Raw genomic sequence first — 25,033 nt, 5'->3', positions numbered from 1 at the left:
GCGCGAAACCAGTTGCCTCCAGCGGCGATAACTGGCGTAGGAACCTCGCAGATGGCTGGATATCCGCGTAGGGTGAGACCTCCACCCCCCTGCTTGAGGGTGTGTATATGAATATCAAGCAAGCACTATTTAGGGCAGTTCGAAAGAGCTGCCCTTTTCTTTGGGCGTCACAAAAGCTCGTAACGCTTGTAGAGCAACTCACCATGGAGATGCTTATTCAAGGCTTTGGCGTCTGTCTGCATGAAGTTCCACAGCACATTGCCAGCCTGAATATTGACCACCACCAGCATCTGCCTCTTGGATTCATAAGCCCCAATGAATGCTAAACGAGCGGAGCAGTCACTATAAGCAACACGCCATATTTCCAGAGGTCCCATCAATGTGTCCAAGGCGAACCTGACATAACGCTCTCTGGCGTCCTGCCGCTTTTCAACAATGTGCTGCAGACAGCTACGCCTAATCGCTACTTGCCCCAAAGGCGAGTCAATTTCCACTTCCGAACAGCTCGAATGGGCAATGCCAAAATGCATTGCGACTATATCGATGGCCGCTTCGACGTCCTTGCCGGCAGCCACTTCCTCAAGTGGGCGCGCTCGCAAAGCCCGATCCAGACTACGCAGGTCGGGAAGCCCGTAATCGAGCCACGTTTGCTGGCCTTTTGACTCGTGAATACAGGGCATTACTGACTATGCCAACCATCGGATTAACAGGGCCGACGAGTCTATTCCGAGCGCAAATGCACCGTTAGGGTGGAGCATTTCAAGGCATTTCGCGAAGCACACAAAACAACTGCAGAAGCACGACACGACGCTCTATACCGCTCGTCGCCTTCAAAGGACTATTGGACTTGCCCACAATCGCTTGCAGAATGCAGCCACTGGGCACCTAACTTGTCTGCCAATCCGAATTGGGCGTTTTTTTTGCAGCGCTTGGCGGGCATACTAGGCCGTCCCTTTCCCTGGTGTCGCCCGCCTCTATGCTTCGCGCCTTGATTACCCTCGCTCTTGTCTGCCTGCTCCAACCGGCGTTTGCCGATGAGCGCGCACAAACCCAACAACAGTTGGACGCTACGCGTCAGGACATTACCGAGCTGAAGAAACTGCTCGGCAAGCTCCAGGAAGAGAAATCCGGTGTGCAGAAAGACCTGCGCGGCACGGAAACCGAGATGGGCAAGCTGGAGAAGCAGGTCCAGGAGCTGCAAAAAGAACTAAAGAAGAGCGAGTCGGAACTGGAGCGACTCGACGGTGAGAAAAAAAAACTCCAGAGCGCCCGCGTTGAACAGCAACGCCTGATCGCGATCCAGGCCCGCGCCGCCTACCAGAACGGCCGCCAGGAATACCTCAAGCTGCTGCTCAACCAGCAGAACCCCGAGAAATTCGCCCGCACCCTCACCTATTACGACTACCTGAGCAAGGCCCGCATGGAGCAGTTGAAAAGCTTCAACGAGACCCTGCGCCAGTTGGCAAACGTCGAGACAGAAATCAGCAACCAGCAATCGCAGTTGCTCGACCAGAAAAGCAGCCTCGACACCCAGCGCGACGAGCTGGACAAGGTTCGCAAGGAGCGCCAGCAAGCCCTGGCCAAGCTCAACGACGACGTGAAGGCCCGTGACGCCAAGCTCCAGGCCCGCGAGCAAGACCAGGCCGACCTGGGCAAAGTGCTGAAAACCATCGAGGAAACCCTGGCACGCCAGGCCCGCGAGGCAGAGCAAGCGCGGCAAAAAGCGCTGCTGGCCCAGCAGGAAGCCGAAAAAAAGCGCGAGCGTGAGGCCGCCGAGGCAGTGGCCAGCGCCACCACCGACGCCCCGGCCCCGCGTAAACCGGCGCGTGCAGCCCCTGGCCCGCTGGTTTCCAGCGCCGGCGAGTCGTTTGGCGGACCTTTTGCTTCAGCCCGGGGCAAACTTCCATGGCCAGTTGATGGTCGATTACTGGCACGCTTTGGTGAAACCCGTGGCGATGACACCCGCGCCAAGTGGGACGGTGTGATGATCAGTGCCGGTGCCGGCACCCAGGTCCATGCCATCCATGGCGGCCGCGTGGTGTTCGCCGATTGGCTGCGTGGCGCAGGCTTGTTGGTGATTCTTGACCACGGTAATGGCTATTTGAGCCTTTACGGCCACAATCAAACTTTGCTTAAAGCGGCAGGTGATGTTGTAAAAGCCGGTGAATCCATCTCCACTGTCGGTAACAGTGGTGGCCAGGACACGCCGGCGCTGTACTTCGCTATTCGTCAGCAGGGCCGCCCGAGCGACCCCGCACAATGGTGCCGTACCCAAGGATAAGGGTCGCATCTACATTAGGAGTTCGTTCGACATGCTGCATTTGTCCCGCCTCACATCGCTGGCCCTGACGATCGCCCTGGTGATCGGCGCGCCTTTGGCATTCGCCGACCAGACCGCCCAGTCAGCCACGGCCGCGACCACCAAGGCCCCGCTGCCGCTGGACGAGTTGCGCACCTTTGCCGAGGTCATGGACCGGATCAAGGCCGCCTATGTCGAACCTGTAGACGACAAGACCCTGCTGGAAAATGCCATCAAGGGCATGCTCAGCAACCTTGACCCGCACTCCGCCTACCTGGGCCCGGAAGATTTCGCCGAGCTGCAGGAAAGCACCAGCGGTGAATTCGGCGGCCTGGGCATTGAAGTCGGCGCCGACGACGGCAACATCAAGGTTGTCTCGCCGATCGATGACACCCCGGCGTCCAAGGCCGGCATCCAGGCCGGCGACTTTATCGTCAAGATCAACGGCCAGCCGACCCGCGGCCAGACCATGACCGAAGCTGTCGACAAGATGCGCGGCAAGATCGGCCAGAAAATCACCCTGACCCTGGTGCGCGACGGCGGCACGCCGTTCGACGTAACGCTGACCCGCGCGACCATCACGGTCAAGAGCGTGAAGAGCCAGCTGCTGGAGTCGGGTTACGGTTACATCCGTATCACCCAGTTCCAGGTCAAGACCGGCGACGAAGTGGCCAAGGCCCTGGCCAAGCTGCGCAAAGACAACGGCAAGAAGCTCAGCGGCATCGTGCTCGACCTGCGCAACAACCCGGGCGGCGTGTTGCAGGCGGCGGTGGAAGTGGTTGACCACTTCATCACCAAGGGCTTGATCGTGTACACCAAGGGCCGGATCGCCAACTCCGAATTGCGCTTCTCGGCCACCGGCAACGACCTCAGCGAAGGCGTACCGATGGTTGTGTTGATCAACGGTGGCAGCGCCTCGGCGTCGGAGATCGTCGCCGGCGCCCTGCAAGACCAGAAACGCGGCGTGCTGATGGGCACCACCAGCTTCGGCAAAGGCTCGGTGCAAACCGTGCTGCCGCTGAACAACGATCGCGCACTGAAGATCACGACTGCGCTGTACTACACACCGAACGGTCGCTCGATCCAGGCCCAGGGCATCGTGCCGGACATCGAAGTGCGCAAGGCCAAGATCACCAACGAGGCCGACAGCGAGTTCTACAAGGAAGCTGACCTGCAAGGTCACCTGGGCAATGGCAACGGCGGCGCCGACCAGCCAACCGGCAGCGGCACCAAAGCCAAGCCGATGCCCCAGGACGACGATTATCAGTTGGCCCAGGCGCTGAGCCTGCTCAAGGGCCTGAGCATTACGCGCAGCCGTTGATATGCGCTTTGGACTGATCATCGCTTTGCTGTGCTGTCTGGCGGGTGTTGCCCAAGGCAACCCCGCCAGTGCGGCCCCTACTGAACACAAAGCCTACCTGACCCTGATCATCGACGACCTCGGGCAAAACCTGCCCCGGGATCGTCGCGTGCTCGCCCTGCCGGGTCCAGTGACCACGGCAATCATGCCCGACACCCCTCACGCCGCCGAATTTGCCCGCGAAGCCCACAAGGCCGGCAAAATCGTCATCCTGCACATGCCCATGGACCCGGCCACCGGCCCGTTCGCCTGGCACCCCGACCTGCCCATCGAAGAACTGGGCAAACGCCTGGACGCCGCCTTCAAGGCGGTGCCGTACACCGCCGGCATCAACAACCACATGGGCAGCCGCATGACGGCGCAGCCGGAGGCCATGGCCTGGTTGATGGGTGAGTTGCAACGGCGCCACAAGTTCTTCGTCGACAGCCGCACCAGTGCCAAGACCGTTGCCGCTGCCGAGGCGCAGAAGATCGGCCTGGCGAGCGTTTCGCGGGACGTGTTCCTTGACGATGAACGCACTGAAGCAGCCATCACCACCCAGTTGCAAACCGCCATCAAGCTGGCCCACAAACAGGGTTCGGCGGTGATGATCGGCCACCCTTATCCACAGACACTGGCGGTGCTGGAGCGCGAGCTGCCCAAGCTCAAGGCCCAGGGCATCGAGTGGATCGATATCAAGTTGATGATCAGCCTGCGCAGCAACCGCGCGATGGCCGGGCACGGTAAAGACGGCCTGTATCACCCCTCTATATAGCTACCACTTCACGTCTCCCGCTTTATTCAATAGTTGCAGCGCTACCGCACAGGCCACCCCTCGCGTGGCCTGCAACTTTTTATAAAATTGGGACGATAACTCATGCAACCCATACGCTTTAAAGATCTGCTGATCAATTTCACCACAGAGTTTGATCTGCTCTGGAGCGCCAAGGATTCAGGCGCAGATAACGCCGCCACCTTTTGGCGCCCCAATACGACGGCCGATGCGCTGAACAGTTTTTCTTCGTTGGGTGACGTGGTCGTCAGCGACTACCGCTCGATCAATAACCGAAAGTTCGTTGCCGTGGTCAGCGAAGCAGACCCCCTGAATGGCACCGCCCTTCGGGCGCCGGTGGGCTTTAACCTGATCTGGAAAAATTCCGGCAAGAAGACTCGCTCCGAGTTTTCCGTATGGAAACCGGTGCCACCCGAAGGGTATGTGGCCATGGGAATGGTCTGCTGCATCGGTTATGACAAGCCCACACTGAATGCGGTGCGCTGTGTCAGGGCGGATCTGGCAGTGGATGCCTATATCGGCAACCCGATATGGAACGACAAGGGCAGCGGCGCTCGGATGGACTTCAGCGCATGGGACGTTCACACCCCCGACCCCGAGCCCGAGACCGCCTACATCGCTACCGGCACCTTTTATGGGGCTGACGGGTGGACCAGGCCGTCTTTCGGTGCCCGGCCGTATGCCTTGCGCATGGAACTGGCCGCCCAGGAAAGCCCTCTGCCTGCACCACCGGCGCCCCTTGATTCGGTGCAAAACGAGCCCGCTCCCACTGTATGCGAACTGCCATGGTTCACCGTAAAGGACAGCAACCTGACGCCGCTTGAACAACTGCATCGCTCGCCAACCTACCGGCTGGAAAGAGTCGACCGATACCTCTCTGTCGGGCTTGGGCAGAACACGACGCCCCAAGGCAAAACGTTCAACTGGACGGCGCACAAGGGCGAGGCCGGTGACAATTCAATCGACTTTACAGCGGTGACAGGCATTCAACTGGCCTATGAATGGTCATCGACGTCCCGGCCGGTGATGTTTTCTGCGCACCTGGGCAAGACCTTCACCCATACCACCCTATCGGCCAAGGGCTGGGGCACTTCAACGCCGCTGGAAGTGGCGGCTTATGTGCCGGCAAGCCAGACCATCGCCGCCTACGTTATACGCAGCGAGTATACGTTGTATCGACAGGACGGCAGCCAGTTGGCGGGCACCGTGAGTTACACCAACGGCGACACGGTGTACTTCAGCGAGTCATCTGCTTCGATGCCTGACGACAACGAACAAGCGCCCGCCCTGGTCTTGCCCGTTGAGCCAGTACCGGCTCTGCCTTCAGCCGAACCGGGGTTAGAGATAACGCCCCATGATGGTATCGACGACGCCCTCCTGCCGTAACTGATCAAGTGCCGTCTGGAGTTTGGCCACCACGTCATCCGGCACATTTTTGTTCAGTGCCAGGTACAGCTCGGCGCTGTTGAAACGCAGCACGGTCTTGAGCCCCGTCACCCCGACCTGGCGGGCCAGGTAACGGCCCGCCGGGTCACCGGTGGCCCACAGGTCGATCTGGCCCTCCATGAGCTTTTGCGCATTGTCCTGGTCGCGCAGCACGATCACCGGCTTGAGGCCTTGCTTCTCAAGGGTCTCGGCAATGGCATCGCCCTTGTAGGCGCCGATCTTGTAGCGACGGGCCTGCTCAAGGTCGGTCAACTGGATCTTGCTGTCGGCCTTGGCCAGCAGCACCCAATCGTCCGGGCCGATGGGGCCGACCCATTTGAACAGCGCCTCACGGTCCGGCAGGCGCGCCATCACGAACACGCCATAACCGGGTTTTTCCAGGGCGAGTTTGTAGATTCGCTCCCAGGGGAAACGCAGGGTCAGGTTGTAGGAGATGCCGGCACGCTTGAAGGTCTCACGCACGATGTCCACGGCGATGCCTTCGATGTTCTCTTCCTTGGCGAAGTTCTTGCCGTTTTTCGCCATGTTGTACGGCGGGAAGTTTTCCGTCAGCAACACCAGGGAAGCGCTGTCAGACGGTTCGTCGGCGTGGGCCGAACCCGCCAAAAGAATGGAGGTACTGGCGAGGGCGAGCAGCAGGTGTTTGAGCATGAAAGTTACCGGAATCCATGGCAAGCCCAGAGAGTGCCGCGAGCCTGCCATGGTGTCCAGTAGCGTTTAGCGAACGACGATACCGCGCGCCGCCATGTAGGCCTTGGCCTCGGGAACGGTGTATTCGCCAAAGTGGAAAATACTCGCCGCCAGCACGGCACTGGCGTGGCCTTCGATCACACCGTCGGCCAAGTGCTGCAGGTTGCCGACACCGCCGGAAGCGATCACCGGGATGCCCAGGGCATCGCTGATGGCGCGGGTCACGCCCAGGTCGAAGCCGTTTTTCATGCCGTCCTGGTCCATGCTGGTCAGCAGGATTTCACCGGCGCCCAGCGCCTCCATCTTCATCGCCCACTGCACGGCATCCAGCCCGGTCGGCTTGCGCCCGCCGTGGGTGAAGATCTCCCAGCGCGGGGTTTCGCCCGGGCCGGAAACTTTCTTGGCGTCGATGGCCACCACGATGCATTGCGAGCCGAAGTGCTGCGCGGCTTCGCCGACAAATTCCGGGTTGAACACGGCCGCGGTGTTGATCGAGACCTTGTCTGCACCGGCGTTCAGCAGGTTGCGGATGTCTTGAACGGTGCGCACGCCACCGCCCACGGTCAGCGGGATGAACACCTGGCTGGCCATGCGCTCCACGGTGTGCAGCGTGGTGTCGCGGCCGTCGACGCTGGCGGTGATGTCGAGAAAGGTAATCTCGTCGGCACCCTGCTCGTCGTAGCGACGGGCGATTTCCACCGGGTCGCCGGCGTCACGGATGTTCTCGAACTTGACGCCCTTGACCACGCGACCGTTGTCGACGTCCAGGCAAGGGATGATGCGTTTGGCCAGCGCCATGGTCAGTCCTCAGCCTTTGTAGGCGTCGCAGTAAGCCTGGGCTTCAGCGACGTCCAGGGTGCCTTCATAGATCGCCCGGCCGGTGATGGCACCGATGATCCCTGGCGCCTTCGCGTCCAGCAGCGACTTGATGTCGCCCAGGTTGTGGATACCGCCGGAAGCGATCACCGGAATCCGGGTGGCCGCGGCCAGCGCAGCGGTGAACGGTACGTTGCAGCCCTGCATCATGCCGTCTTTGGCGATGTCGGTGTAAACGATGGCGGAGACGCCGTCGGCTTCAAACTGCTTGGCCAGGTCGATCACCTGAATGGTGCTGATCTCGGCCCAGCCGTCGGTGGCGACGAAACCGTCTTTGGCATCCAGGCCCACGATCACTTTACCGGGGAACGCGCGGCAGGCTTCGGCCACGAAAGCCGGGTCTTTCACGGCCTTGGTGCCGATGATCACGTAGCTCACGCCCGCTTTCACGTAGTGCTCGATGGTTTCCAGGGAGCGAATGCCACCGCCGATCTGGATCGGCAGGTTCGGGTAGCGCTTGGCGATCGCCGTCACCACTTCACCGTTGACCGGCTGGCCTTCGAACGCACCGTTCAAGTCCACCAGATGCAGACGACGGCAACCGCCTTCCACCCACTTGGCAGCCATGCTCACCGGGTCGTCGGAGAACACCGTGGAATCTTCCATGCGGCCCTGGCGCAGACGTACGCAGGCGCCGTCCTTGAGATCGATAGCGGGAATAATCAGCATCTGGCAAACCTTATTCGATATTCAGCGTTGCTCGGGAAATCAGGGTTTCTCGAGCGCCCACAAGTCGCTTTCGATGCTTTCGAACCTTTCTTTAAGGTGCGTCTGCACATCGAAAATCGCCCTGTTGTAATAGTGCGGAGCAATTTCAGTGGTGAACAGTTCGAGGATCTCTGCGACCTCGAACGAGCCGAGCTTGAGCTCGAAGCGGTCTTCCATGAAACGCTTGATCTTGTCGGTGGCCTCACTCTCCTGCTGGGGAGTGAGGTTCAGGATCGGCGGCTTGACCTTCTTGGCCATTACCAGCGACCGTCCCACGCGGCGAAGTTCTGCAGCAACTGCAGGCCATGGGTATGGCTCTTCTCCGGGTGGAACTGCACGGCAAAGCGCGAACCGTCGGCCAGGGCCGCGGCGAAGTCGACGCCATAGTGCCCGCCACCCACCACCTGGCGCGGGTTACCGGCGGCGATGTAATAGCTGTGCACGAAGTAGAAACGCGCCAGGTCCGGCACGTTGTGCCACAGCGGGTGATCCACGGTCTGGCGCACTTCGTTCCAGCCCATGTGCGGCACCTTCAGGTGTTCGCCGTCTTCGTGCAGGTCCTTGCCGAAAAACTTTACCTGGCCCGGGAACAGGCCGATGCAGTCGACGCCGGCGTTCTCTTCACTGCTGTCGAGCAAGGCTTGCATGCCCACGCAGATGCCGAGGAACGGCCGGTCCTGGCTGACTTCACGCACCAGGCTGTCAAAGCCCAGGCGGCGAATCTCGGCCATGCAGTCGCGAATCGCGCCAACACCCGGGAAAACCACTCGGTCGGCTTCGCGAATCACGTCGGCATCGCTGGTGATCAGCACCTTGCCGGCACCTACGTGTTCGAGGGCCTTGGCCACCGAGTGCAGGTTACCCATGCCGTAATCGATAACCGCGACCGTCTGCATTACAGGACGCCCTTGGTCGACGGCATTTGCCCGGCCATGCGGTCATCCAGCTCCACGGCCATGCGCAGGGCGCGACCGAAGGCCTTGAACACGGTCTCGATCTGGTGGTGGGTGTTGGTGCCACGCAGGTTGTCGATATGCAGGCTGACCAGGGCGTGGTTGACGAAGCCCTGGAAGAATTCCTGGAACAGGTCGACATCGAAGCCGCCTACGGTGGCGCGGGTATAGGGCACGTGCATCTGCAGGCCTGGGCGGCCCGAGAAGTCGATGACCACACGCGACAGCGCTTCATCCAGCGGGACATAGGCGTGGCCGTAGCGACGGATGCCTTTCTTGTCGCCGATGGCTTTGGCGAAAGCCTGGCCCAACGTGATACCGACGTCTTCCACCGTGTGGTGGTCGTCGATATGCAGGTCGCCCTTGCTGACGATATCCAGGTCGATCAGCCCGTGACGGGCGATCTGGTCCAGCATGTGCTCAAGAAAAGGTACACCGATATCAAATCGGGCCTTTCCGGTGCCATCCAGGTTAATCGAGGCTTTGATCTGGGTTTCCAGAGTGTCGCGCTCGACGGACGCCTTACGTTCGGCCATCACCAGCTCCGCAAAAATCATTGGGCGAAAAAGGCAGCCATTATAGGGGCGCGGGCGCTAAACAGAAACATCGGAGGGGATAAGACTGATGGAGTGTCGAGGATAGACATGTCAGTACAAGCGCAGGGCCAGCTTTATGTGGGAGGGGGCTTGCTCGCGAAGGCGGTGTGTCAGCCAATACATGGGCTGACTGATCCACCGCATTCGCGAGCAAGCCCGCTCCTACACAAGCCCGCCCCCACAAGGGTTACGCGGTGTTAGTGGAACAGTACCGCAGTTTTCTGCAGGGTGACCCACACGCCCCACGCCAGCGGAATACCCACCACCAGCCAGGCGGCTACCGCCAGCGGCACGCTGCCGGAGGAGGCCTTCCATTCCAGCACGGTGCTGGAATCGGCGCCCTTGTCGTGACCCAGTGCCTGTTCGGCAGCCAGTTCGGCGTCGGTCATGAAGTACTTGTCTGCCACCGGCCGTACCAGCAGGTTGCAGATAAAGCCCAGCACCAGCAGGCCGGCGAGGATGTACAAGGTGATGTCGTAAGCGGCGGCGCGTTCAACACCGATGCTCAGCTGATACTCACGCAGGTAGTTCACCAGCACCGGGCCCAATACGCCCGCCGCTGCCCACGCCGTCAGCAGACGACCGTGGATCGCACCCACCATTTGCGTACCGAACAGGTCCGCCAGGTAAGCCGGAACCGTCGCAAAACCACCGCCGTACATCGACAGGATGATGCAGAAGGCTGCAACAAACAGCGCCACGTTGCCCAGGTGACCCAGGTTCGGGATCAGCGCGTACAGGGCAAAGCCCAGGGCGAAGAACACGAAGTAGGTGTTTTTACGGCCCAGGTAGTCGGAGAACGACGCCCAGAAGAAGCGGCCACCGATGTTGAACAGGCTCAACAGACCGGTAAAGCCGGCTGCAATGGCCGCGATGGAAGCCAGTTGGCCGGCATCCAGTTGGCCAAACGTCAGGCCGTTACCCAGCAATTTGCCGCCGAACACTTCCTGCAGCAGCGGCGAAGCCATGCCCAGGATGCCGATACCGGCGGATACGTTCAGGCACAGCACCAGCCACACCAGGCGGAATTGCGGGGTTTTCCAGGCCACGTTCACGTGCACGTGACGGTGGGTGATCATGGCGTTGCTGGCTTTCTTCGCCGGGGCGGTCCAGCCCTCAGGCTTCCAGCCGGTCGGCGGAACGCGGTAGGACAAGGCACCGCCGATCATGAACACGAAGTAGATAACCGCCATCACCGCAAAGCTCTGCCACACACCCACGCTGGTCGGCGAAGCAAAGTGGCCCATCAGCGCCGCTGCCAACGGGGCGCCAACCATCGCGCCGCCGCCGAAGCCCATGATCGCCATACCGGTGGCCATGCCACGCTTGTCCGGGAACCACTTGATCAGGGTCGACACCGGCGAGATGTAGCCCAGGCCCAGGCCGATACCGCCAATGACCCCGGAGCCGATCCACATCAGCCAGATCTGGTGGGTATAGATCCCCAGCGCCGAGATCAGCAGACCGCCACACCAGCACAACGCCGACACAACGCCCGCTTTACGTGGCCCGGCATGTTCCAGCCAGCCACCCCAGATCGCTGCCGAGCAGCCCAGGAAGATGAAGAACAGGGTGTAGATCCAGCCCAGCATGGAGATGGGCCAGTCGCATTGAGACGAGAAGACCTGGCTGATAAAGCTCATGTCCGGCGCGCAGGCGACCGGTGCGGTGATACCCAGCGCCTTGGACAACGGCAGCCAGAACACCGAGAAGCCATAAGCCATGCCGATGCACAGGTGGATGGCCAGGGCGGCCGGTGGTACCAGCCAACGGTTGAACCCGGGCTTGGCGATAATGCGTTCCTTGGACAGGAACGCAGGCTGTGCGGCGGTATGCCCGGCCGCAGTGCTAGTGCTCATTGGTGTTTCCCCCAGTTATTAGTATGTGTCCGTCGGGCGCTCTCTCCTTTGGCCTTACACGCAAGGCGTGGCCATATTTGTTGAGTAAAGCTCCTTTTTAGCGCGACGTTTAGCCGCAGAAGGCGGACGAACAGGGGAAGATTAGCATCTGCGGATGACAGAAAAACCAAACTGATATCACCTTTTTCGCGATAACTGATTTATCTGACGCCAGAAATCCGTTTTCCGGCCTCTAGATACAATGTAACTATCCGCGAACTGACGTAAGCCTTCGGGCGTTATACTCTGCGGCTAAATTTTGAAATCGACATACAAGGACTCGCCCATGAAAGCGTTCGGCAAAATCCTGGGTCTGGTACTTCTCGGGCTGTTGCTGATCATTGTGGCTCTAGGCTTTGCCCTGACCCATCTCTTCGATCCCAACGACTACAAAGACGAGATTCGCCAGATTGCCCGCGACAAGGCCCACATCGAGCTGACGCTCAATGGCGACATCGGGTGGAGCCTGTTCCCCTGGCTCGGTCTTGAATTGCACGAAGCCAGCGTCGCGACCCTGACCAATCCGACCCAACCGTTTGCCGATCTGCAGATGCTCGGCCTGTCGGTGCGCGTGCTGCCGCTGCTGCGCCGTGAAGTGCAGATGAGCGATGTGCGTGTCGAAGGCCTGAACCTGCGCCTGAACAAAGACGTACATGGCCACGGCAACTGGGAAGACATCGGCAAGAATGTGCCCGACGCCGGCACCGTCGCCGCCGCGCCTGCCGCGACGGAAGCGGCCACGCCGCCCAAGGCCGAAAAACCGCCCCAGCCAATCCGCCTGGACATCGACAGCCTGACCATCAACAACGCCCGCGTCGAATACAACGACGAGCAGACCGGCAAGCAGTTCAGCGCCGAAAGCATCCAGTTGAGCGCCGGTGCCGTGCACGAAGGTGCAAGCATCCCGGTGAAACTCACCGCGTTCTTCAGCGCCAACCAGCCGCTGATGCGCGTCAAGACCGAGGTCAACGGCAACCTGCGTATCCAGCGCGCCCTCAAGCGCTACCAGTTCGAAGACATGAAAGTCACCGGCGAAGCCACGGGCGAGCCGCTGCAAGGCAAGACCGTGACCTTCTCGACCCAAGGCCAATTGCTGGTGGACCAGTCGGCCAACATTGCCGAATGGACCAGCATGAAGCTGTCGCTGAACCAGCTGCGCGCCCTGGGCGAGCTGAAGGTCAACGACCTGGACAAGACCCCGCAACTCAGCGGCGCCCTGTCGATTGCCCAGTTCGACCTGGCCAAGTTCCTCGACAGCGTGGGCAACCCACTGCCACCGATGGCCGCGGGCAGCCTGAGCAAGGTCGAACTGGTCAGCCGCCTCAAGGGCACGCCCACCAGCCTGGCGCTTGAAGACCTCAACCTGAAACTCGACGACAGCACCTTTACCGGTCGCGTGGCCGTGGATGATTTCGCCAAGCAGTCCCTGCGGGTGCAGCTCAAGGCCGACACGTTCAATGCCGACAACTACCTGCCGGCCAAGTCCGAGTCCGCCAAAGGTGCCACCGCTGCACGCCAGGCTGAAGTGCAGAACAGCGAAGCCGGCGCCATGGCAGCCGGTGGTACCACGCCGCTGCCGGACGCACCGACCAAGGGCGCGTGGAGCACCGACAAGCTGCTGCCATTGACCCGCCTGCGTACCCTCGACGTGAACGCCGACCTGTCCTTCGGCCAACTGACCCTGAGCAAGCTGCCGATCCAGAATGCCGCCCTGAAAGCCTCTGGCCTCGATGGTCAGCTCAAGCTCGACACCTTGAGCGGCGGCCTCTACAACGGCACCTTCCAGGCCAACGGCAACCTTGACGTGCGCCAGGACATTCCGCTGCTGGCGCTGCAAACCCACATCAAACAAGTACCGGTAGAGCGCATCCTGCAAGCCCAGGGGCAGAACCCGCCAGTGAAGGGCCAACTCACCCTCGACAGCAACCTTAATGGCCGCGGCAACAGCCAGAAGGCCCTGATCGACAGCCTCAACGGCACGGCCAGCTTTGCGATCAACAATGGCGTGCTGCTCAACGCCAACCTCGAGCAACAGTTGTGCACCGGCATTGCCCTGCTCAACCGCAAGACCCTCAGCGGCGACCAGCGCGGCAAGGACACGCCATTCCAGGAACTCAAGGGCAACCTGACCTTCCGCAACGGCGTGGCCAGTAACCCGGACCTGAAAGTGCGCATCCCCGGCTTGACCGTCAACGGCAACGGAGACATCGACCTGCGCGTGCTGGGCATGGACTACCGCGTCGGCATCATCGTCGAAGGCGACCAGCGCGACGTGCCGGACCCGGCTTGCGAAGTGGGCTCCAACCTCCAGAACATCGAAGTCCCGTTGCGCTGCCGCGGCCCGCTGGAACTGGGCGCCAAGGCATGCCGCCTGGACAAGGACGGCTTGAGCCAGGTCGCGATCAAGGCCGCCGGGAACAAGCTCAGCGAGAAGCTTGAACAGAAGCTCGACAAGGTCAATCCACAGTTGAAAGATGCGCTGAAAGGCCTGTTCAAACGATGAGAAACGAGCAATTTTCAACGGCGGTGCTCGACTGGTACGACCGCCACGGTCGCCATGACCTGCCCTGGCAACAGGGCATCACGCCTTACCGGGTGTGGGTTTCGGAGATCATGCTGCAGCAGACCCAGGTCAGCACCGTGCTGAACTACTTCGACCGTTTCATGGCCTCCCTGCCAACGGTCGAAGCCCTGGCGGCCGCACCGGAAGACGAAGTGCTGCACCTGTGGACCGGCCTGGGTTACTACACCCGGGCGCGCAACCTGCAGAAGACCGCGAAGATCGTAGTGGCCAAATACGGCGGCGAGTTTCCCCGTGACGTCGAAAAGCTCACCGAATTGCCGGGCATCGGCCTGTCCACCGCCGGCGCGATTGCCAGCCTGAGCATGGGCCTGCGGGCGCCGATCCTCGATGGCAACGTCAAACGCGTGCTGGCGCGCTTTACCGCCCAAGAGGGCTACCCGGGCGAGCCGAAGGTCGCCAAGCAGCTGTGGGCCACCGCAGAGCGCTTTACGCCCCACGACCGCGTCAACGCCTACACCCAGGCGATGATGGACATGGGCGCCACCCTCTGCACCCGCAGCAAACCCAGTTGCCTGCTGTGCCCCCTGGAAAAGGGCTGCGAAGCCCACATGCTCGGCCTGGAAACCCGCTACCCGATCCCCAAGCCGCGCAAGACCGTGCCCCAGAAGCGCACGCTGATGCCGCTGCTGGCCAATGGCGAAGGCGCGATCCTGCTTTACCGTCGCCCGTCCACGGGCCTGTGGGGCGGCTTGTGGAGCTTGCCGGAGCTGGATGACCTGAGCGACCTGGAACACCTGGCCAACCAGCACTCGCTGGCGCTGGGCAAACACCAGGAACTGCCGAGCCTGATCCACACCTTCAGCCACTTCCAACTGGCTATCGAACCCTGGCTGGTCCAGGTCCAGGAGTCTGCCCACCACGTGGCCGAGGCTGACTGGCTCTGGTATAACCTCGCCACCCCGCCGCGCCTGGGCCTTGCCGCCCCGGTAAAGAAACTGCTGAAGCGCGCGGCTGAAGTATTGAACGCAGGAGTTCCCTCATGACCCGCACCATCATCTGCCGCAAGTACCACGAAGAATTGCCCGCCCTGGAACGCGCCCCGTTCCCCGGCGCCAAGGGCCAGGACATCTTCGATAACGTCTCCGCCAAGGCCTGGGCCGACTGGCAAAAGCACCAGACCCTGCTGATCAACGAAAAACGCCTGAACATGATGAACGCCGAAGACCGCAAATACCTTCAAGGCGAGATGGACAAGTTCTTTTCCGGCGAGGATTACGCCAAGGCCGACGGCTACGTGCCACCTGCTGAATAATTGATCAAATCTGGGGATTGGCCCGTAAGCGACGGTAATAATTAAATATTTTTTGAAAACTTGCTTGACGACCCCCTGAAAAACCCGTTTAATGCGCCCCGTTGCCCAGATAGCTCAGTCGGTAGAGCAGGGGATTGAAAATCCCCGTGTCGGCGGTTCGATTCCGTCTCTGGGCACCACTAATACCGAAAAACCCCAAGCGAAGATGATTCCTTGGGGTTTTTTATTGCCTGCGATTTAGTGCTTCCCCGTGCACCCCGCACACACCAGATCAAGCCGACCTCCAGTGCTGCAAAACAATGGCACTATGATATGATCCAAACGAATGCCATGGCAGGCGAGCGACACCCAAAGGATGCACCCCTCCCGTACGCCCCGCCGACCTCCGGTATTTGCAAACCAGTTTGCGCCTCCCCTGCCAGCTCCCAAAGCCCTCGACGTCAATCGACACGGAAGAGTTATGTCCACCATCAACGATCTAAAAGACAAAATCGACACTAAAACCGTAAACATGGTGTTGCTCACCATCGCAACGGCCGGGCTATACCTGCTGCTGTGGGTGTACAGAAGCAACCTGATCATCAGCGAAACCACAAAAGTTCGCCTTGCCGACAACACCTACATCATCTGGCTGGCGGTGTGCCTTGGCTTGAGCGGTGCCTTCTCCGGGACCGGCTCGTCCCTCGACCTGGTGGGCCTCATTCTTGCCCTGGCAGCCTCCGCGCTGTACATCGTCTGGGCATTCAAGGCCAAGCAGGCACTGTCGGAATACGCCCTGAGCGAATTCAAGATTGATCTGCGAATGAACGGTTTCTACACCTTCTTCCTGAACGTGTACTACATCAACTACTGCATCAACGACCTGCCTGAAGAGCAAAGAAAGCAAAACATTCTGCGCGGCCACACCCAACAGGCTTGATACCTGAACGGGCGCCGGACAGCGCCCGGCACACCCATTAAGGACACCCGGATGATCCGCACACCAGGAAGTCTCAACGCCGCATTGGCACTCTCTGTGTCCCTGCTTTGCGTTGGCACCACTCACGCCGCCAATGAAGAACTGGCCCAAGAGGTCAGGGAGAGCATTCAGGAGGAGTGGGATAAAACGTCGCCGGGAGAGAACAAGATCAAGGAACTGACGCTGATTAAACGCGGAGAAAACAAATACCGCGGGCTTCTTGAAGTCGACGGCCCCGATGGCGAAGAGAGCTTGATCGTCAAAGTGATGGTCGATGACGACAACATCATTTGGGAAGTCGTCGACTGACACCGATAAACACACACCCGATTGCACCACCCGGTAGTGCGCCGGCCCGACGCACTGCTGACCCCTTGGGCACATGGAGAAGTAAATGGCATACACATCGATCATTTTCAAAAACCCGAACACAGGCGCGATGAAGGAAGCACCTGTCGGGTTTTCGTGGACAACGTTCTTTTTCGGCTGCTTCCCGGCACTGTTTCGCGGCGACCTGAAATACGGCCTGATTCAATTCGTGATCGCGATAATCACCATGGGCTTCAGCAACATTGTGTTTGCGTTCATCTACAACAAGCTCTACATCAAGGACCTGATCGGCCAAGGCTACAAAGCCCAATCGATTGCCAGCGGCGACATGAATTTTGCGTCGGCAAAAATCGGCATGCAAATCCCGGTGCTGGAAGCGGCGTAATCGATTGCTTCCTGCCACAGCAGTCAAAGAGTTCGCCTACAAAAAAACCTGCTCCGTGCAGGTTTTTTGTTGGGCGAAAGACATGTCTATGAATCGCCCCGCATCAACGTCAACACCGCAGTCCGCTGTTGATCGGAAATGTCAAAACCACTCTCCTCCACCCGCGCCATCCAATCCTGGGCCGAGAGCGACTCGCCAAAACGCACCAGGCGCCCGTAGCGCTTAAACACCGCCTCCAACACCCCGATCATCGACGGGTAACTGCAGCCGCCGTCAAAACAAATCCTGAGGCCTCCAAACCAGGAACGGCTGATCACGTGGCCGCTTGTGCCCGAACACTCAAACTCCATTTTTACTGCTTCCATGCCACACCCAACATCATCACTACGAAAGTACCGAAGCTTAGCAGAAGCCTGCGTTGCGACAGGCCACACACGGCCCACCTGAATATCGCGACTGACTTACTTCACCCGGAACACCAGTAGCGGGTTGTCATTCAACCGCCCGTTGAACACCGGCGCCATATGCTCCAGCGGCGTGCCCTTCAGCAATTCGGTTTGCTTGCGCGCCACGATCACCCAGGCCGGACGCGGCAGCGTGTCCAGCAGCAGGGGCTCGTTGCGCCCGATGAACAGCGGCTGCTCGTCGTGATCCAGGTTCATGATGTAACGAATCGCCCAGGTGTCCTTGGCCAGATCGACAAACACCAGGGTCCCGGGATCATCGGCACGCAGTTTCTCCACCGCGCCCACGAAGTTTTTGGTGTCGAATTGCAGGTCCTTCGCCGGCTCCACCACTTTCACCAGCACCAGCCATTGGGTGGCCAGCGCAATCAGGCTGAGCACCACCAGGCGCTGCCCGAGATTGCCCTGCAGACGCCGCCAGGCAATCAACGCCGCCAGTTGCAGCACAATCAGCACACCCACCAAACCCGGCACCGAAACGTCCGGCCAGTAACCGTGTTTGTGCCACAGGTGCCGACACACGAATACCACGACGATGCCCAGCACCGGCAGGACGGCCACCAACCACTCATAGCCACGGCGCACGCCAAGCAGCCACCCTTGAGCCTTGAGCAGACCGTAGGCGGCCACAGCGGCAAACATGGGCACCATCGGCACGATGTAATAGGCCCGCTTGAAGTGCGGTATCGACAAGCCAAGCAATATCATCAGACCACAGGCGGCCAGGCGCAGCATCAGTTGCACATCGGCGTCCCGGTCACGCACCGACCAGCTGTGGCGCAGAGCGATCAGGGTCGCCAGCGCCAGCGGCACCACCGGGAAATAACGGTACAGGCTCAACTTGAAGTAGAAGTAAAACGGCTCGCCGGTTTCGTCGAGGCGCCCGGCAAACTGCATCCGCAGTACATCATCGACGAAGGCATCCCCGCCGCTGATCCGCGCCAGCTTCAACAGCAACCACCAACAGCCGGCCAGCAGGATCAAACCCACCACGCCGTGGGCAATCACCTTTTTCAGCAGTGCAATCCGCTCATCCCGCGTACGCGCCGTGCCCAGCGCCCAGTAGACACAGGCCACCCCGCACACCTCGATCAGCCCCAGCGGCCCGCGAATGGCAAACGCCACCACGAACAACGGAAAGATCGCGTATTGCCGCAGCCGCGAGCCCAGGCGCTCGCCGGTGTGCAGCAGGTAGAAACACCCCAGGCACAACAACGAGATCATCTGGTCCAGGCACACCGAGCGCGACTTCTCCAGCAGCTGGGCGGTCAACGCGGTGAGCAGCACCGTCAGCAGTGCCCACGCCCGGCCAGAGGGCACCAGCAAGCGATAGACCAGCGCCATCACCCCGGCCGAAGCCAGGGCGGTGGGCATCACGTTAGCCAGATCATTGGGCGCGCCGAACAAGCGGGCAAAGAGGTAACTGAGGTAGGTCGCGGTACCCGGGTAGTCCGGGTAAGGCTCGCCATAGGTGGTAGGAAAGAGGCTCGCGCCGTGGCGAAACATCTCTTGCATGAACACCGCCCAGCGACCGTCGAAGCCTTGCGGCTGCTGGTCCCATATCCCGAGGGTAAACAGCAGCAAGGCGATGAAGAAGATACCCAGCGATTCCATTCGAAAGCGGTTGTGTCGATCCATTATTCAGCCTTTGAGGTGGGGTAAACCGGTCCATGTTGCCGAACGCCCCCCTGAATAACCCCTGAACGGAATCAAACATTCATCACCCTAACGACGAGCGGGCCCTATCAGCAGCGGAATCAGCCGGATGTAGAGTAGCTCCCCCACCAATTCCACCAGGGTTTGTGTGATCACCGCTGCGGCCGCAAGCCCTCGGATGTCTTCGGGCAGCGCCAGTGCCAGCGGCAACACCACCAGGGAATTGCGCGTGGAGGCACTGAAGGTGACCGCCCGTGCCGTACTCGGCGGCAGCTTGAACAGCCGCGACGCCAGCGCCCCCATCAATGGGGCCAGCAAAAGGAAGCCGATGTACACCGGGATCACCGGCGCCAGCAGGCCGATATCGCGGACCACCGTGGTGATCTGCGAACCGATCACCACCATCAGCACCAGCGCCATGGCCGGCACGGGCAGCCAGGCCCAGGCGTCGTTCCAGGCACTGACGGCGCTTGATCGCCGGGACAGTGACGTCGTCAGCACCGCCAGAATCATGGGTGCCACGATCAGCAGCAGGAAGGCCTCGACAAACGGCCCTACCGACACCACCACCTGCGACTGCGCCCCCAACATCAACCCCAGGTACACCGGCAACAACAGCAGTTGCAGCAGCAACAGGATCGGGGTGGCTGCCAGCATCAACCGTGAATCACCCTTGCCGATGTGGGTGAACACCACCACGTAGTCGATGCACGGCGTCAACAGCACCAGTAACGCCCCCACCAGGATCGCCGGGTGGGCCACCAGGCCGCGGGTCAGCGACCACACCAGCAACGGGATCAGGATGAAGTTGGCCAGCAGCAACGCCGCCATGAAACGCTTGTTGCCCAAGCCCTGGCGCAGGTCCAGAAAGGGGATTTGCAGGAACATCGCGTACATCAACACAGCGATGGCGGGCGTGACCAGGGCGGCCAGGCCATGGGCCATCGACGGCGCCAGCAGCCCGACAACCGCCGCCAGCAACACGGCGGCGAAGTAAATCGGGATCTGGTTTTGTTCGAGGGTGTCGCGGGTCATGAAGACGCTCTAGTGGATCACAAAGACGTAAGCCTATGCGTCTACAGGAGCAAGGTCGAGCGAAGTGCCCGACACACGCCCCAATCTGACTCTTGGCCCGGCAGTTGATTTTTTAGTGAGAGCCGGAGGTTAATGAGCCTGCCGAAGTGAGTACACGTGCCAGCAATCTGGCTAACTGTTACCAAAAACAAGAATTCGACACAGGCTCGACCACAATGAACTTGAATGATGCCTCTTCGCTAATCCCCGTAACGCCTAAGCCTGGTCAGAGCGAGCCCTTCCACGAGCCCGCCGCCGACGGCCATCTCATTGGCGGCTTCACCTGGCGCCACATCAGAACCGACGTTGAGCGCCCGGTAGTCATCATCAACGCCGCCACCTCTGTGCGCTGCCGTCACTATTCACGCTTTGCCGACTACCTGTTTGCCAATGGCTTCGATGTCATCACCTACGACTACCGTGGCATCGGCGAATCCCGCAGCGGCTCGCTGAAAGGGTTCAAGGCCTCGTGGTCGGATTGGGGCGTGCTGGACTTCGAAGCGATCCTGCAGCGGGCGCAGCGGGAGTTTGCGGGGCAGCCGATTGATGTGGTCGCACACAGCTTTGGTGGCTGTGCGGCGGGGCTTGGCGCGTCCGGGGCGGCGATCCGGCGGCTGGTCACCGTGGGCGCGCAGTTTGCCTACTGGCGCGACTACGAGGCGGGCGGGCGCTGGCGGATGTTTGGCAAATGGCATGTGGTGATGCCATTGGTCACGGCAGTTTTTGGTTACTTCCCGGGCAAGCGCATGGGCTGGCTGGAGGACACGCCGGCAGGCGTGGTGCGCGATTGGAGTACGCCGACGCCACGCTATGAAAAACGACCGAGCGGACGGGCCTTGGCCGAGCTGCCGTTTGCGCGGGTCAAGGCGCAGGTCCTGGCGATCAGCATCACCGATGATCCGTTTGGCACCGTGGCGGCGATCGAGCGCCTGCTGGGTTATTTCGAAAACAGCGAACGCACCCATCTGCGAATCGCACCTGAAGATATCGGCGAAAAGGAGGTCGGACATTTCGCGTTCTTTCGCAGCCAGTATCAGGATCGGTTGTGGCCGATTGCCCTCACATGGCTTCAAAACGGCGTACTTCACCCCAGTACACCAGGTCGACAAATAGTGAGCTAAAAAGCTGAGGCGAACGTTCTATTTTTCTGACTCTCAGCCCTTACAGGGCAAGGTGCTGACTACCGTATTTACTGACACGCTCATGTGCCCGCTTCGTCACCTGACATGCACAGAGACACTATGAGCAAACCGACGACTCCCTCCGGAAATGACCCTCAACTCGTTCACCTGCTTGGCCGACTTGGCGAGCTCATCCGCAGGGCTCGCCAAACGGCACTGCGCACAGTAGACACGCTTCAAGTACAGACCTGCTGGCATATTGGCCAACACATTGTCGAATTTGAACAACAAGGAACCGTGAGAGCAACCTACGGGAAAAAGCTGATACCCAACCTCGCCAACGTCCTGACAAGGCAGTACGGCAAAGGCTTCGACGAACGCAACTTGCGTTACATGCGTGGCTTTTTTGAGGCGTTTCCAATTTGGAACGCAGTGCGTTCCGAATTGAGTTGGACCCACTACCGCATCCTACTACGCGTGGAAAAGACTAACTCTCGCGAGTGGTATATGAATGAGTGCGCCATTCAAAACTGGACGACACGCGCTCTGGAGCGTCAAATTGGCACACTCTATTACGAGCGCTTACTCGCCAGCCAAGATCGAAGTGCCGTCAAAGGGGAGGCTGCCGCCAACCTTGCCCATCTGACGACAAGCCCGCGAGAGTTCGTTCGCGACCCGGTGCTACTGGAGTTCCTCGGTTTACCCAATGCGGGCCTACTCCTGGAAAGTGACATCGAACGGGCACTGATTAAAGAACTGCAAGGTTTTCTACTTGAACTCGGTAAGGGCTTTGCATTCGTCGCCCGCCAGCAACGTATCAGTACAGAGAGCAAGGACTATTACCTTGATCTGGTCTTCTACAACTACTTGCTCAAGTGCTTTGTAATCTTCGATATCAAGCGCGGAGAACTGACCCACCAAGACATCGGCCAAATGGACATGTATGTACGGATGTACGATGACCTCAGGTGCGGCCCGGACGACGGCCCTACAGTAGGCATCATTCTATGTTCACAAAAGGATGCCTCGGTGGTGCGTTACTCAGTGCTTGAGGGTAACGAACAGCTATTTGCCAGCAAATACAAACTGGTCCTCCCTACAGAGGAGGAGCTCCGCTGCGAACTGGACCTATTGGCGGAACGTACGATGCAAGGAGACCTTTAACAGAAACCCTTGGGATTTCCCCAGACCTGCGCTTCAATACCCCACCCCCAGATCCTGACACCAAGGACGTGAGCCCATGGCCTCGCCGAACAAGCAGCAAAAACGCGCCCACCGGGCAAAAGCCAAGGCCAAGCAGAACCGCACCCAACGCGCCGTCGCCGCCAAACCCGATGCCTTTGCCGGCGATGACAGCCGCATTGACCTTGAGTCGGTGGATTTGACCGAGCTGTTCCTGGAGATGCGCACTGCTGGCGAAACCAGCCAACAGGCGCTGTGTGCGGTGTTCCTCGCGCACCCGCTGCTGGCGGTAGTGCTGGAGCAGGAAGGCGAAGAGGAAGCGACTGACTTTATCCTTGCAGCGCTGATCGAGTATCGCCAGTGGGCCACGGATACCGAGGATGAAGCCGCGGCCCTGGCGTGGATTGAATCGCCAGAGTTCCAGGCTGATTACGTCGCGGCGTCACAGGCGCTGACCGCAGCCCAAGACTGACACAAAATAAAAAGTGAGAGCCGGGCTTGCCCGCGATGGCGGTGTGTCAGTCGATACATGTATTGACTGACACACCGCCATCGCGGGCAAGCCCGGCTCCCACAGTTTTTTTGCAGTGTTTGATGAATCGTATTTCAATCCATCAATCCATCAATCCATCAATCCATCAATTCAGCACCGCAGCCCCGACCTTCCGGCCCTTGCGCCGGCGCGACACAATCAGCCCCGCCGCAATCACCAGCAAACTCAGGATCCCGGTGGCAATGATCTCCACCTGGTGCGCGTCCTGGAACAGCATGATCGTCAGCACGCCCACGATAAACACGATCACCGCATACGTCAGGCCCGGGAACAGCCACATTTTGAAGGCAATCTTCTCGCCCGCTTCCGTGCGCTTCTGGCGCATGCGCAGTTGCGACACGGCGATCACCAGGTACACCAGCAATGCGATGGCGCCGGAACTGGCCAGCAGGAATTCAAACACCGCCGACGGTGCCACGTAGTTGGCAAACACCGCCAGGAACGCCGCGCCGGTAGACAGCAACACCGCCCAGTAAGGCGTGCCGCTCTTGTTGGTGATCTTGGACACCGCCGGCGCATCACCGCGACGGCCCAGGGAGAACATCATGCGTGACGCGGTGTACAGCGCCGAGTTCAGGCAACTGGTCACGGCCACCAACACCACCAGGTCGACGATCAGCTTGGCATTCGGGATGCCCATGCGTTCCAGCACGGTCTGGTAAGAACCGACCGCCGCCAGTGCAGGATCATTCCACGGCACCAGGGCCACCACGATGAAGATCGACACCAGGTAGAACAAGCCAATCCGCCAGATCACCGAGTTGGTGGCCTTGGAAATTTGCTGGCCCGGGTTCTTCGATTCAGCAGCCGCGATGGTCACGATCTCAGTGCCCATGAACGAGAACATGGTGGTCAGGATCGCCGCCAACACCGCGCCCATGCCGTTGGGCAGGAAGCCTTGGGTGTCGAACAGGTGCGAAACGCCACTGACCTGGCTGCCCGGCAAGAAGCCGAAAATCGCCAGGAGGCCGAGGATCACAAAGCCGATGATCGCCACCACTTTGATCAGCGCAAACCAGAACTCGAACTCGCCGTAGTTCTTCACGCTGAACAGGTTGGTCGCGGTCAGCAACAAGGTGATGATCAGGGTAAAGGCCCAGATCGCCACGCCGGGGAACCAGGCGTGGAGGATGGTTGCGGCGGCATTGGCTTCCAGCGGAATCACCAACACCCAGAACCACCAGTACAACCAGCCGATGGTGAAACCGGCCCAGTGACCAATCGCGCGGTCGGCGTAAGTAGAGAACGAACCGGTGTCCGGCGAGGCCACGGCCATCTCGGCCAGCATGCGCATCACCAACACCACCAGCGTACCGGCGGCGGCATAGGCCAGCAGTACCGCAGGCCCGGCCGCAGCAATCGCATGGCCGGAGCCGACAAACAAGCCGGCGCCGATAACGCCGGCAATCGACAGCATGGTGACGTGGCGCGGTTTGAGCCCCTGTTCGAGGTCATTGGAGCTTTGCGTACTACTCATTGACACACCTTTGCGAGGAATTGCGAATACGGTCCACCCGGCCTGACGTCCTTCTCGTGAAAAGAAACCAACGGGGCGTTCTTTATTTTTTACGCAAGATTTGCGCCAAAATGTTACAGAGCCACAGTTGACGCGGGCTGTGGCGCTGCCGGAAAGCAATCGCAAGTCATTGAGATTAATGGCATTCCGCTATAGCGTTACCGTGCGACTCACTTGAAGGACGAATAAGCGCACCAAAAACACACACAAATTGTGCGTGACGCCCCATTAAAGGGCTGATAAGGACCGTTCGCCGGTTTAACCCTTCCAACACCCGGCCAAAGCTGGCACCATCGCGCCCTTTTTTACGCGAAGCCTGCGGGATTCCGGGTTCAAACGGCTGTTCGGTTGTTGATGGCG

Annotated in this window: 25 protein-coding genes and 1 tRNA gene; 14 read left to right on the top strand and 12 right to left on the bottom strand. The window is 60.1% G+C overall.

From position 1 onward, the window contains the following. Positions 1-167 precede the first annotated feature (167 nt). Positions 168-680: a PBECR2 nuclease fold domain-containing protein gene (locus HX855_RS02885; protein WP_177088731.1), complete on the bottom strand. Its 513-nt coding sequence runs from the start codon at positions 678-680 to the stop codon at positions 168-170. 296 nt (positions 681-976) lie between these two features. Here HX855_RS02885 and HX855_RS02880 point away from each other — a divergent pair, with 296 nt between their 5' ends. From HX855_RS02880 to HX855_RS02865, 4 genes are all read left to right on the top strand, one after another. Beyond that, positions 977-2,281 (top strand): murein hydrolase activator EnvC, encoded by a 1,305-nt coding sequence (locus tag HX855_RS02880; protein ID WP_177088732.1) that lies wholly within the window; start codon positions 977-979, stop codon positions 2,279-2,281. A 31-nt stretch (positions 2,282-2,312) separates the two neighbouring features. Beyond that, on the top strand, positions 2,313-3,620 hold the full coding sequence (locus tag HX855_RS02875; RefSeq protein WP_177088733.1) for a S41 family peptidase: 1,308 nt from the start codon (positions 2,313-2,315) through the stop codon (positions 3,618-3,620). Between the two features lies 1 nt (position 3,621). Next, on the top strand, positions 3,622-4,413 hold the full coding sequence (locus HX855_RS02870; protein ID WP_177088734.1) for a divergent polysaccharide deacetylase family protein: 792 nt from the start codon (positions 3,622-3,624) through the stop codon (positions 4,411-4,413). Positions 4,414-4,515: 102 nt separating this feature from the next. Continuing rightward, entirely contained in the window at positions 4,516-5,817 is a 1,302-nt protein-coding gene (locus HX855_RS02865) for a Vps62-related protein (protein WP_177088735.1), read from the top strand. Here the strand turns inward: HX855_RS02865 and HX855_RS02860 are convergent. The 7 genes from HX855_RS02860 to HX855_RS02830 form a co-directional block, all read right to left on the bottom strand. After that, positions 5,770-6,528: an ABC transporter substrate-binding protein gene (locus tag HX855_RS02860; protein WP_177088736.1), complete on the bottom strand. Its 759-nt coding sequence runs from the start codon at positions 6,526-6,528 to the stop codon at positions 5,770-5,772. The two genes, HX855_RS02865 and HX855_RS02860, sit on opposite strands and share 48 nt — an antisense overlap. A 66-nt stretch (positions 6,529-6,594) precedes the next feature. Further along, positions 6,595-7,365: an imidazole glycerol phosphate synthase subunit HisF gene (gene hisF / locus HX855_RS02855; RefSeq protein ID WP_003218030.1), complete on the bottom strand. Its 771-nt coding sequence runs from the start codon at positions 7,363-7,365 to the stop codon at positions 6,595-6,597. A gap of 9 nt (positions 7,366-7,374) precedes the next feature. After that, positions 7,375-8,112 carry a 1-(5-phosphoribosyl)-5-[(5-phosphoribosylamino)methylideneamino]imidazole-4-carboxamide isomerase gene (gene hisA / locus HX855_RS02850; RefSeq protein ID WP_177088737.1) on the bottom strand — a complete coding sequence of 246 codons (738 nt, stop codon included), beginning with the start codon at positions 8,110-8,112 and terminating at the stop codon, positions 7,375-7,377. 39 nt (positions 8,113-8,151) lie between these two features. After that, on the bottom strand, positions 8,152-8,409 hold the full coding sequence (locus HX855_RS02845; RefSeq protein ID WP_003218033.1) for a DUF2164 domain-containing protein: 258 nt from the start codon (positions 8,407-8,409) through the stop codon (positions 8,152-8,154). Further along, positions 8,409-9,047: an imidazole glycerol phosphate synthase subunit HisH gene (gene hisH, locus HX855_RS02840; protein ID WP_017478168.1), complete on the bottom strand. Its 639-nt coding sequence runs from the start codon at positions 9,045-9,047 to the stop codon at positions 8,409-8,411. The genes HX855_RS02845 and hisH overlap by 1 nt, the downstream gene beginning before the upstream one ends. Then, positions 9,047-9,640, bottom strand: a complete 594-nt coding sequence (gene hisB / locus HX855_RS02835) for an imidazoleglycerol-phosphate dehydratase HisB (protein ID WP_003218037.1) — start codon at positions 9,638-9,640, stop codon at positions 9,047-9,049. Before hisB ends, hisH begins: the two co-directional genes overlap by 1 nt. 257 nt (positions 9,641-9,897) lie before the next feature. Then, positions 9,898-11,559 (bottom strand): OFA family MFS transporter, encoded by a 1,662-nt coding sequence (locus HX855_RS02830; protein WP_177088738.1) that lies wholly within the window; start codon positions 11,557-11,559, stop codon positions 9,898-9,900. A 325-nt stretch (positions 11,560-11,884) separates the two neighbouring features. Between HX855_RS02830 and HX855_RS02825 the strand changes: the two genes are divergently transcribed. The 7 genes from HX855_RS02825 to HX855_RS02795 all read left to right on the top strand — a co-directional run bounded on the left by HX855_RS02825 (position 11,885) and on the right by HX855_RS02795 (position 17,107). Continuing rightward, positions 11,885-14,101, top strand: coding sequence for an AsmA family protein (locus HX855_RS02825; RefSeq protein WP_177088739.1), 2,217 nt, complete (start codon positions 11,885-11,887; stop codon positions 14,099-14,101). After that, a complete protein-coding gene (gene mutY / locus HX855_RS02820) occupies positions 14,098-15,165 on the top strand; it encodes an A/G-specific adenine glycosylase (protein ID WP_177088740.1) in 1,068 nt (355 codons plus the stop codon). The genes HX855_RS02825 and mutY overlap by 4 nt, the downstream gene beginning before the upstream one ends. Continuing rightward, positions 15,162-15,434, top strand: a complete 273-nt coding sequence (locus HX855_RS02815; protein WP_010169058.1) for an oxidative damage protection protein — start codon at positions 15,162-15,164, stop codon at positions 15,432-15,434. Before mutY ends, HX855_RS02815 begins: the two co-directional genes overlap by 4 nt. A 103-nt stretch (positions 15,435-15,537) precedes the next feature. Further along, positions 15,538-15,613 (top strand) — tRNA-Phe (locus HX855_RS02810). 281 nt (positions 15,614-15,894) lie between these two features. Next, positions 15,895-16,353 carry a hypothetical protein gene (locus HX855_RS02805; protein WP_177088741.1) on the top strand — a complete coding sequence of 153 codons (459 nt, stop codon included), beginning with the start codon at positions 15,895-15,897 and terminating at the stop codon, positions 16,351-16,353. Between the two features lie 51 nt (positions 16,354-16,404). Then, complete coding sequence (locus HX855_RS02800) at positions 16,405-16,701, top strand: hypothetical protein (RefSeq protein ID WP_177088742.1); 297 nt, start codon at positions 16,405-16,407, stop codon at positions 16,699-16,701. Positions 16,702-16,786: 85 nt separating this feature from the next. Further along, entirely contained in the window at positions 16,787-17,107 is a 321-nt protein-coding gene (locus HX855_RS02795) for a hypothetical protein (RefSeq protein ID WP_177088743.1), read from the top strand. 86 nt (positions 17,108-17,193) lie between these two features. Here HX855_RS02795 and HX855_RS02790 read toward each other — a convergent pair whose 3' ends face one another. The 3 genes from HX855_RS02790 to HX855_RS02780 all read right to left on the bottom strand — a co-directional run bounded on the left by HX855_RS02790 (position 17,194) and on the right by HX855_RS02780 (position 20,262). Further along, positions 17,194-17,457: a hypothetical protein gene (locus HX855_RS02790; protein ID WP_177088744.1), complete on the bottom strand. Its 264-nt coding sequence runs from the start codon at positions 17,455-17,457 to the stop codon at positions 17,194-17,196. 111 nt (positions 17,458-17,568) lie between these two features. Next, a complete protein-coding gene (locus tag HX855_RS02785; protein WP_177088745.1) occupies positions 17,569-19,209 on the bottom strand; it encodes a glycosyltransferase family 39 protein in 1,641 nt (546 codons plus the stop codon). 87 nt (positions 19,210-19,296) lie between these two features. Further along, positions 19,297-20,262, bottom strand: a complete 966-nt coding sequence (locus tag HX855_RS02780; protein ID WP_177088746.1) for an arsenic resistance protein — start codon at positions 20,260-20,262, stop codon at positions 19,297-19,299. Between the two features lie 215 nt (positions 20,263-20,477). Between HX855_RS02780 and HX855_RS02775 the strand changes: the two genes are divergently transcribed. From HX855_RS02775 to HX855_RS02765, 3 genes are all read left to right on the top strand, one after another. Further along, positions 20,478-21,422: an alpha/beta fold hydrolase gene (locus HX855_RS02775; RefSeq protein ID WP_177088793.1), complete on the top strand. Its 945-nt coding sequence runs from the start codon at positions 20,478-20,480 to the stop codon at positions 21,420-21,422. Between the two features lie 120 nt (positions 21,423-21,542). Next, on the top strand, positions 21,543-22,586 hold the full coding sequence (locus HX855_RS02770) for a YhcG family protein (RefSeq protein WP_177088747.1): 1,044 nt from the start codon (positions 21,543-21,545) through the stop codon (positions 22,584-22,586). 76 nt (positions 22,587-22,662) lie between these two features. Continuing rightward, positions 22,663-23,076 (top strand): hypothetical protein, encoded by a 414-nt coding sequence (locus tag HX855_RS02765; RefSeq protein ID WP_177088748.1) that lies wholly within the window; start codon positions 22,663-22,665, stop codon positions 23,074-23,076. Between the two features lie 166 nt (positions 23,077-23,242). Here the strand turns inward: HX855_RS02765 and gabP are convergent, their stop codons facing one another. Continuing rightward, a complete protein-coding gene (gene gabP, locus HX855_RS02760) occupies positions 23,243-24,634 on the bottom strand; it encodes a GABA permease (protein ID WP_177088749.1) in 1,392 nt (463 codons plus the stop codon). Between the last annotated feature and the right edge of the window lie 399 nt (positions 24,635-25,033).

Origin of the sequence: Pseudomonas sp. IPO3778, from assembly GCF_013386825.1 — a bacterium.
GTDB lineage: Bacteria > Pseudomonadota > Gammaproteobacteria > Pseudomonadales > Pseudomonadaceae > Aquipseudomonas.
This window is presented reverse-complemented; position numbering and strand designations above follow the sequence as displayed.

Bases quoted from the DNA above. Each gene is read 5' to 3' on its own strand.
- HX855_RS02885 (WP_177088731.1), bottom strand. From the start codon at position 680: ATGCCCTGTATTCACGAGTCAAAAGGCCAGCAAACGTGGCTCGATTAC.
- HX855_RS02880 (WP_177088732.1), top strand. From the start codon at position 977: ATGCTTCGCGCCTTGATTACCCTCGCTCTTGTCTGCCTGCTCCAACCG.
- HX855_RS02875 (WP_177088733.1), top strand. From the start codon at position 2,313: ATGCTGCATTTGTCCCGCCTCACATCGCTGGCCCTGACGATCGCCCTG.
- HX855_RS02870 (WP_177088734.1), top strand. From the start codon at position 3,622: ATGCGCTTTGGACTGATCATCGCTTTGCTGTGCTGTCTGGCGGGTGTT.
- HX855_RS02865 (WP_177088735.1), top strand. From the start codon at position 4,516: ATGCAACCCATACGCTTTAAAGATCTGCTGATCAATTTCACCACAGAG.
- HX855_RS02860 (WP_177088736.1), bottom strand. From the start codon at position 6,528: ATGCTCAAACACCTGCTGCTCGCCCTCGCCAGTACCTCCATTCTTTTG.
- hisF (WP_003218030.1), bottom strand. From the start codon at position 7,365: ATGGCGCTGGCCAAACGCATCATCCCTTGCCTGGACGTCGACAACGGT.
- hisA (WP_177088737.1), bottom strand. From the start codon at position 8,112: ATGCTGATTATTCCCGCTATCGATCTCAAGGACGGCGCCTGCGTACGT.
- HX855_RS02845 (WP_003218033.1), bottom strand. From the start codon at position 8,409: ATGGCCAAGAAGGTCAAGCCGCCGATCCTGAACCTCACTCCCCAGCAG.
- hisH (WP_017478168.1), bottom strand. From the start codon at position 9,047: ATGCAGACGGTCGCGGTTATCGATTACGGCATGGGTAACCTGCACTCG.
- hisB (WP_003218037.1), bottom strand. From the start codon at position 9,640: ATGGCCGAACGTAAGGCGTCCGTCGAGCGCGACACTCTGGAAACCCAG.
- HX855_RS02830 (WP_177088738.1), bottom strand. From the start codon at position 11,559: ATGAGCACTAGCACTGCGGCCGGGCATACCGCCGCACAGCCTGCGTTC.
- HX855_RS02825 (WP_177088739.1), top strand. From the start codon at position 11,885: ATGAAAGCGTTCGGCAAAATCCTGGGTCTGGTACTTCTCGGGCTGTTG.
- mutY (WP_177088740.1), top strand. From the start codon at position 14,098: ATGAGAAACGAGCAATTTTCAACGGCGGTGCTCGACTGGTACGACCGC.
- HX855_RS02815 (WP_010169058.1), top strand. From the start codon at position 15,162: ATGACCCGCACCATCATCTGCCGCAAGTACCACGAAGAATTGCCCGCC.
- HX855_RS02805 (WP_177088741.1), top strand. From the start codon at position 15,895: ATGTCCACCATCAACGATCTAAAAGACAAAATCGACACTAAAACCGTA.
- HX855_RS02800 (WP_177088742.1), top strand. From the start codon at position 16,405: ATGATCCGCACACCAGGAAGTCTCAACGCCGCATTGGCACTCTCTGTG.
- HX855_RS02795 (WP_177088743.1), top strand. From the start codon at position 16,787: ATGGCATACACATCGATCATTTTCAAAAACCCGAACACAGGCGCGATG.
- HX855_RS02790 (WP_177088744.1), bottom strand. From the start codon at position 17,457: ATGGAGTTTGAGTGTTCGGGCACAAGCGGCCACGTGATCAGCCGTTCC.
- HX855_RS02785 (WP_177088745.1), bottom strand. From the start codon at position 19,209: ATGGATCGACACAACCGCTTTCGAATGGAATCGCTGGGTATCTTCTTC.
- HX855_RS02780 (WP_177088746.1), bottom strand. From the start codon at position 20,262: ATGACCCGCGACACCCTCGAACAAAACCAGATCCCGATTTACTTCGCC.
- HX855_RS02775 (WP_177088793.1), top strand. From the start codon at position 20,478: ATGAACTTGAATGATGCCTCTTCGCTAATCCCCGTAACGCCTAAGCCT.
- HX855_RS02770 (WP_177088747.1), top strand. From the start codon at position 21,543: ATGAGCAAACCGACGACTCCCTCCGGAAATGACCCTCAACTCGTTCAC.
- HX855_RS02765 (WP_177088748.1), top strand. From the start codon at position 22,663: ATGGCCTCGCCGAACAAGCAGCAAAAACGCGCCCACCGGGCAAAAGCC.
- gabP (WP_177088749.1), bottom strand. From the start codon at position 24,634: ATGAGTAGTACGCAAAGCTCCAATGACCTCGAACAGGGGCTCAAACCG.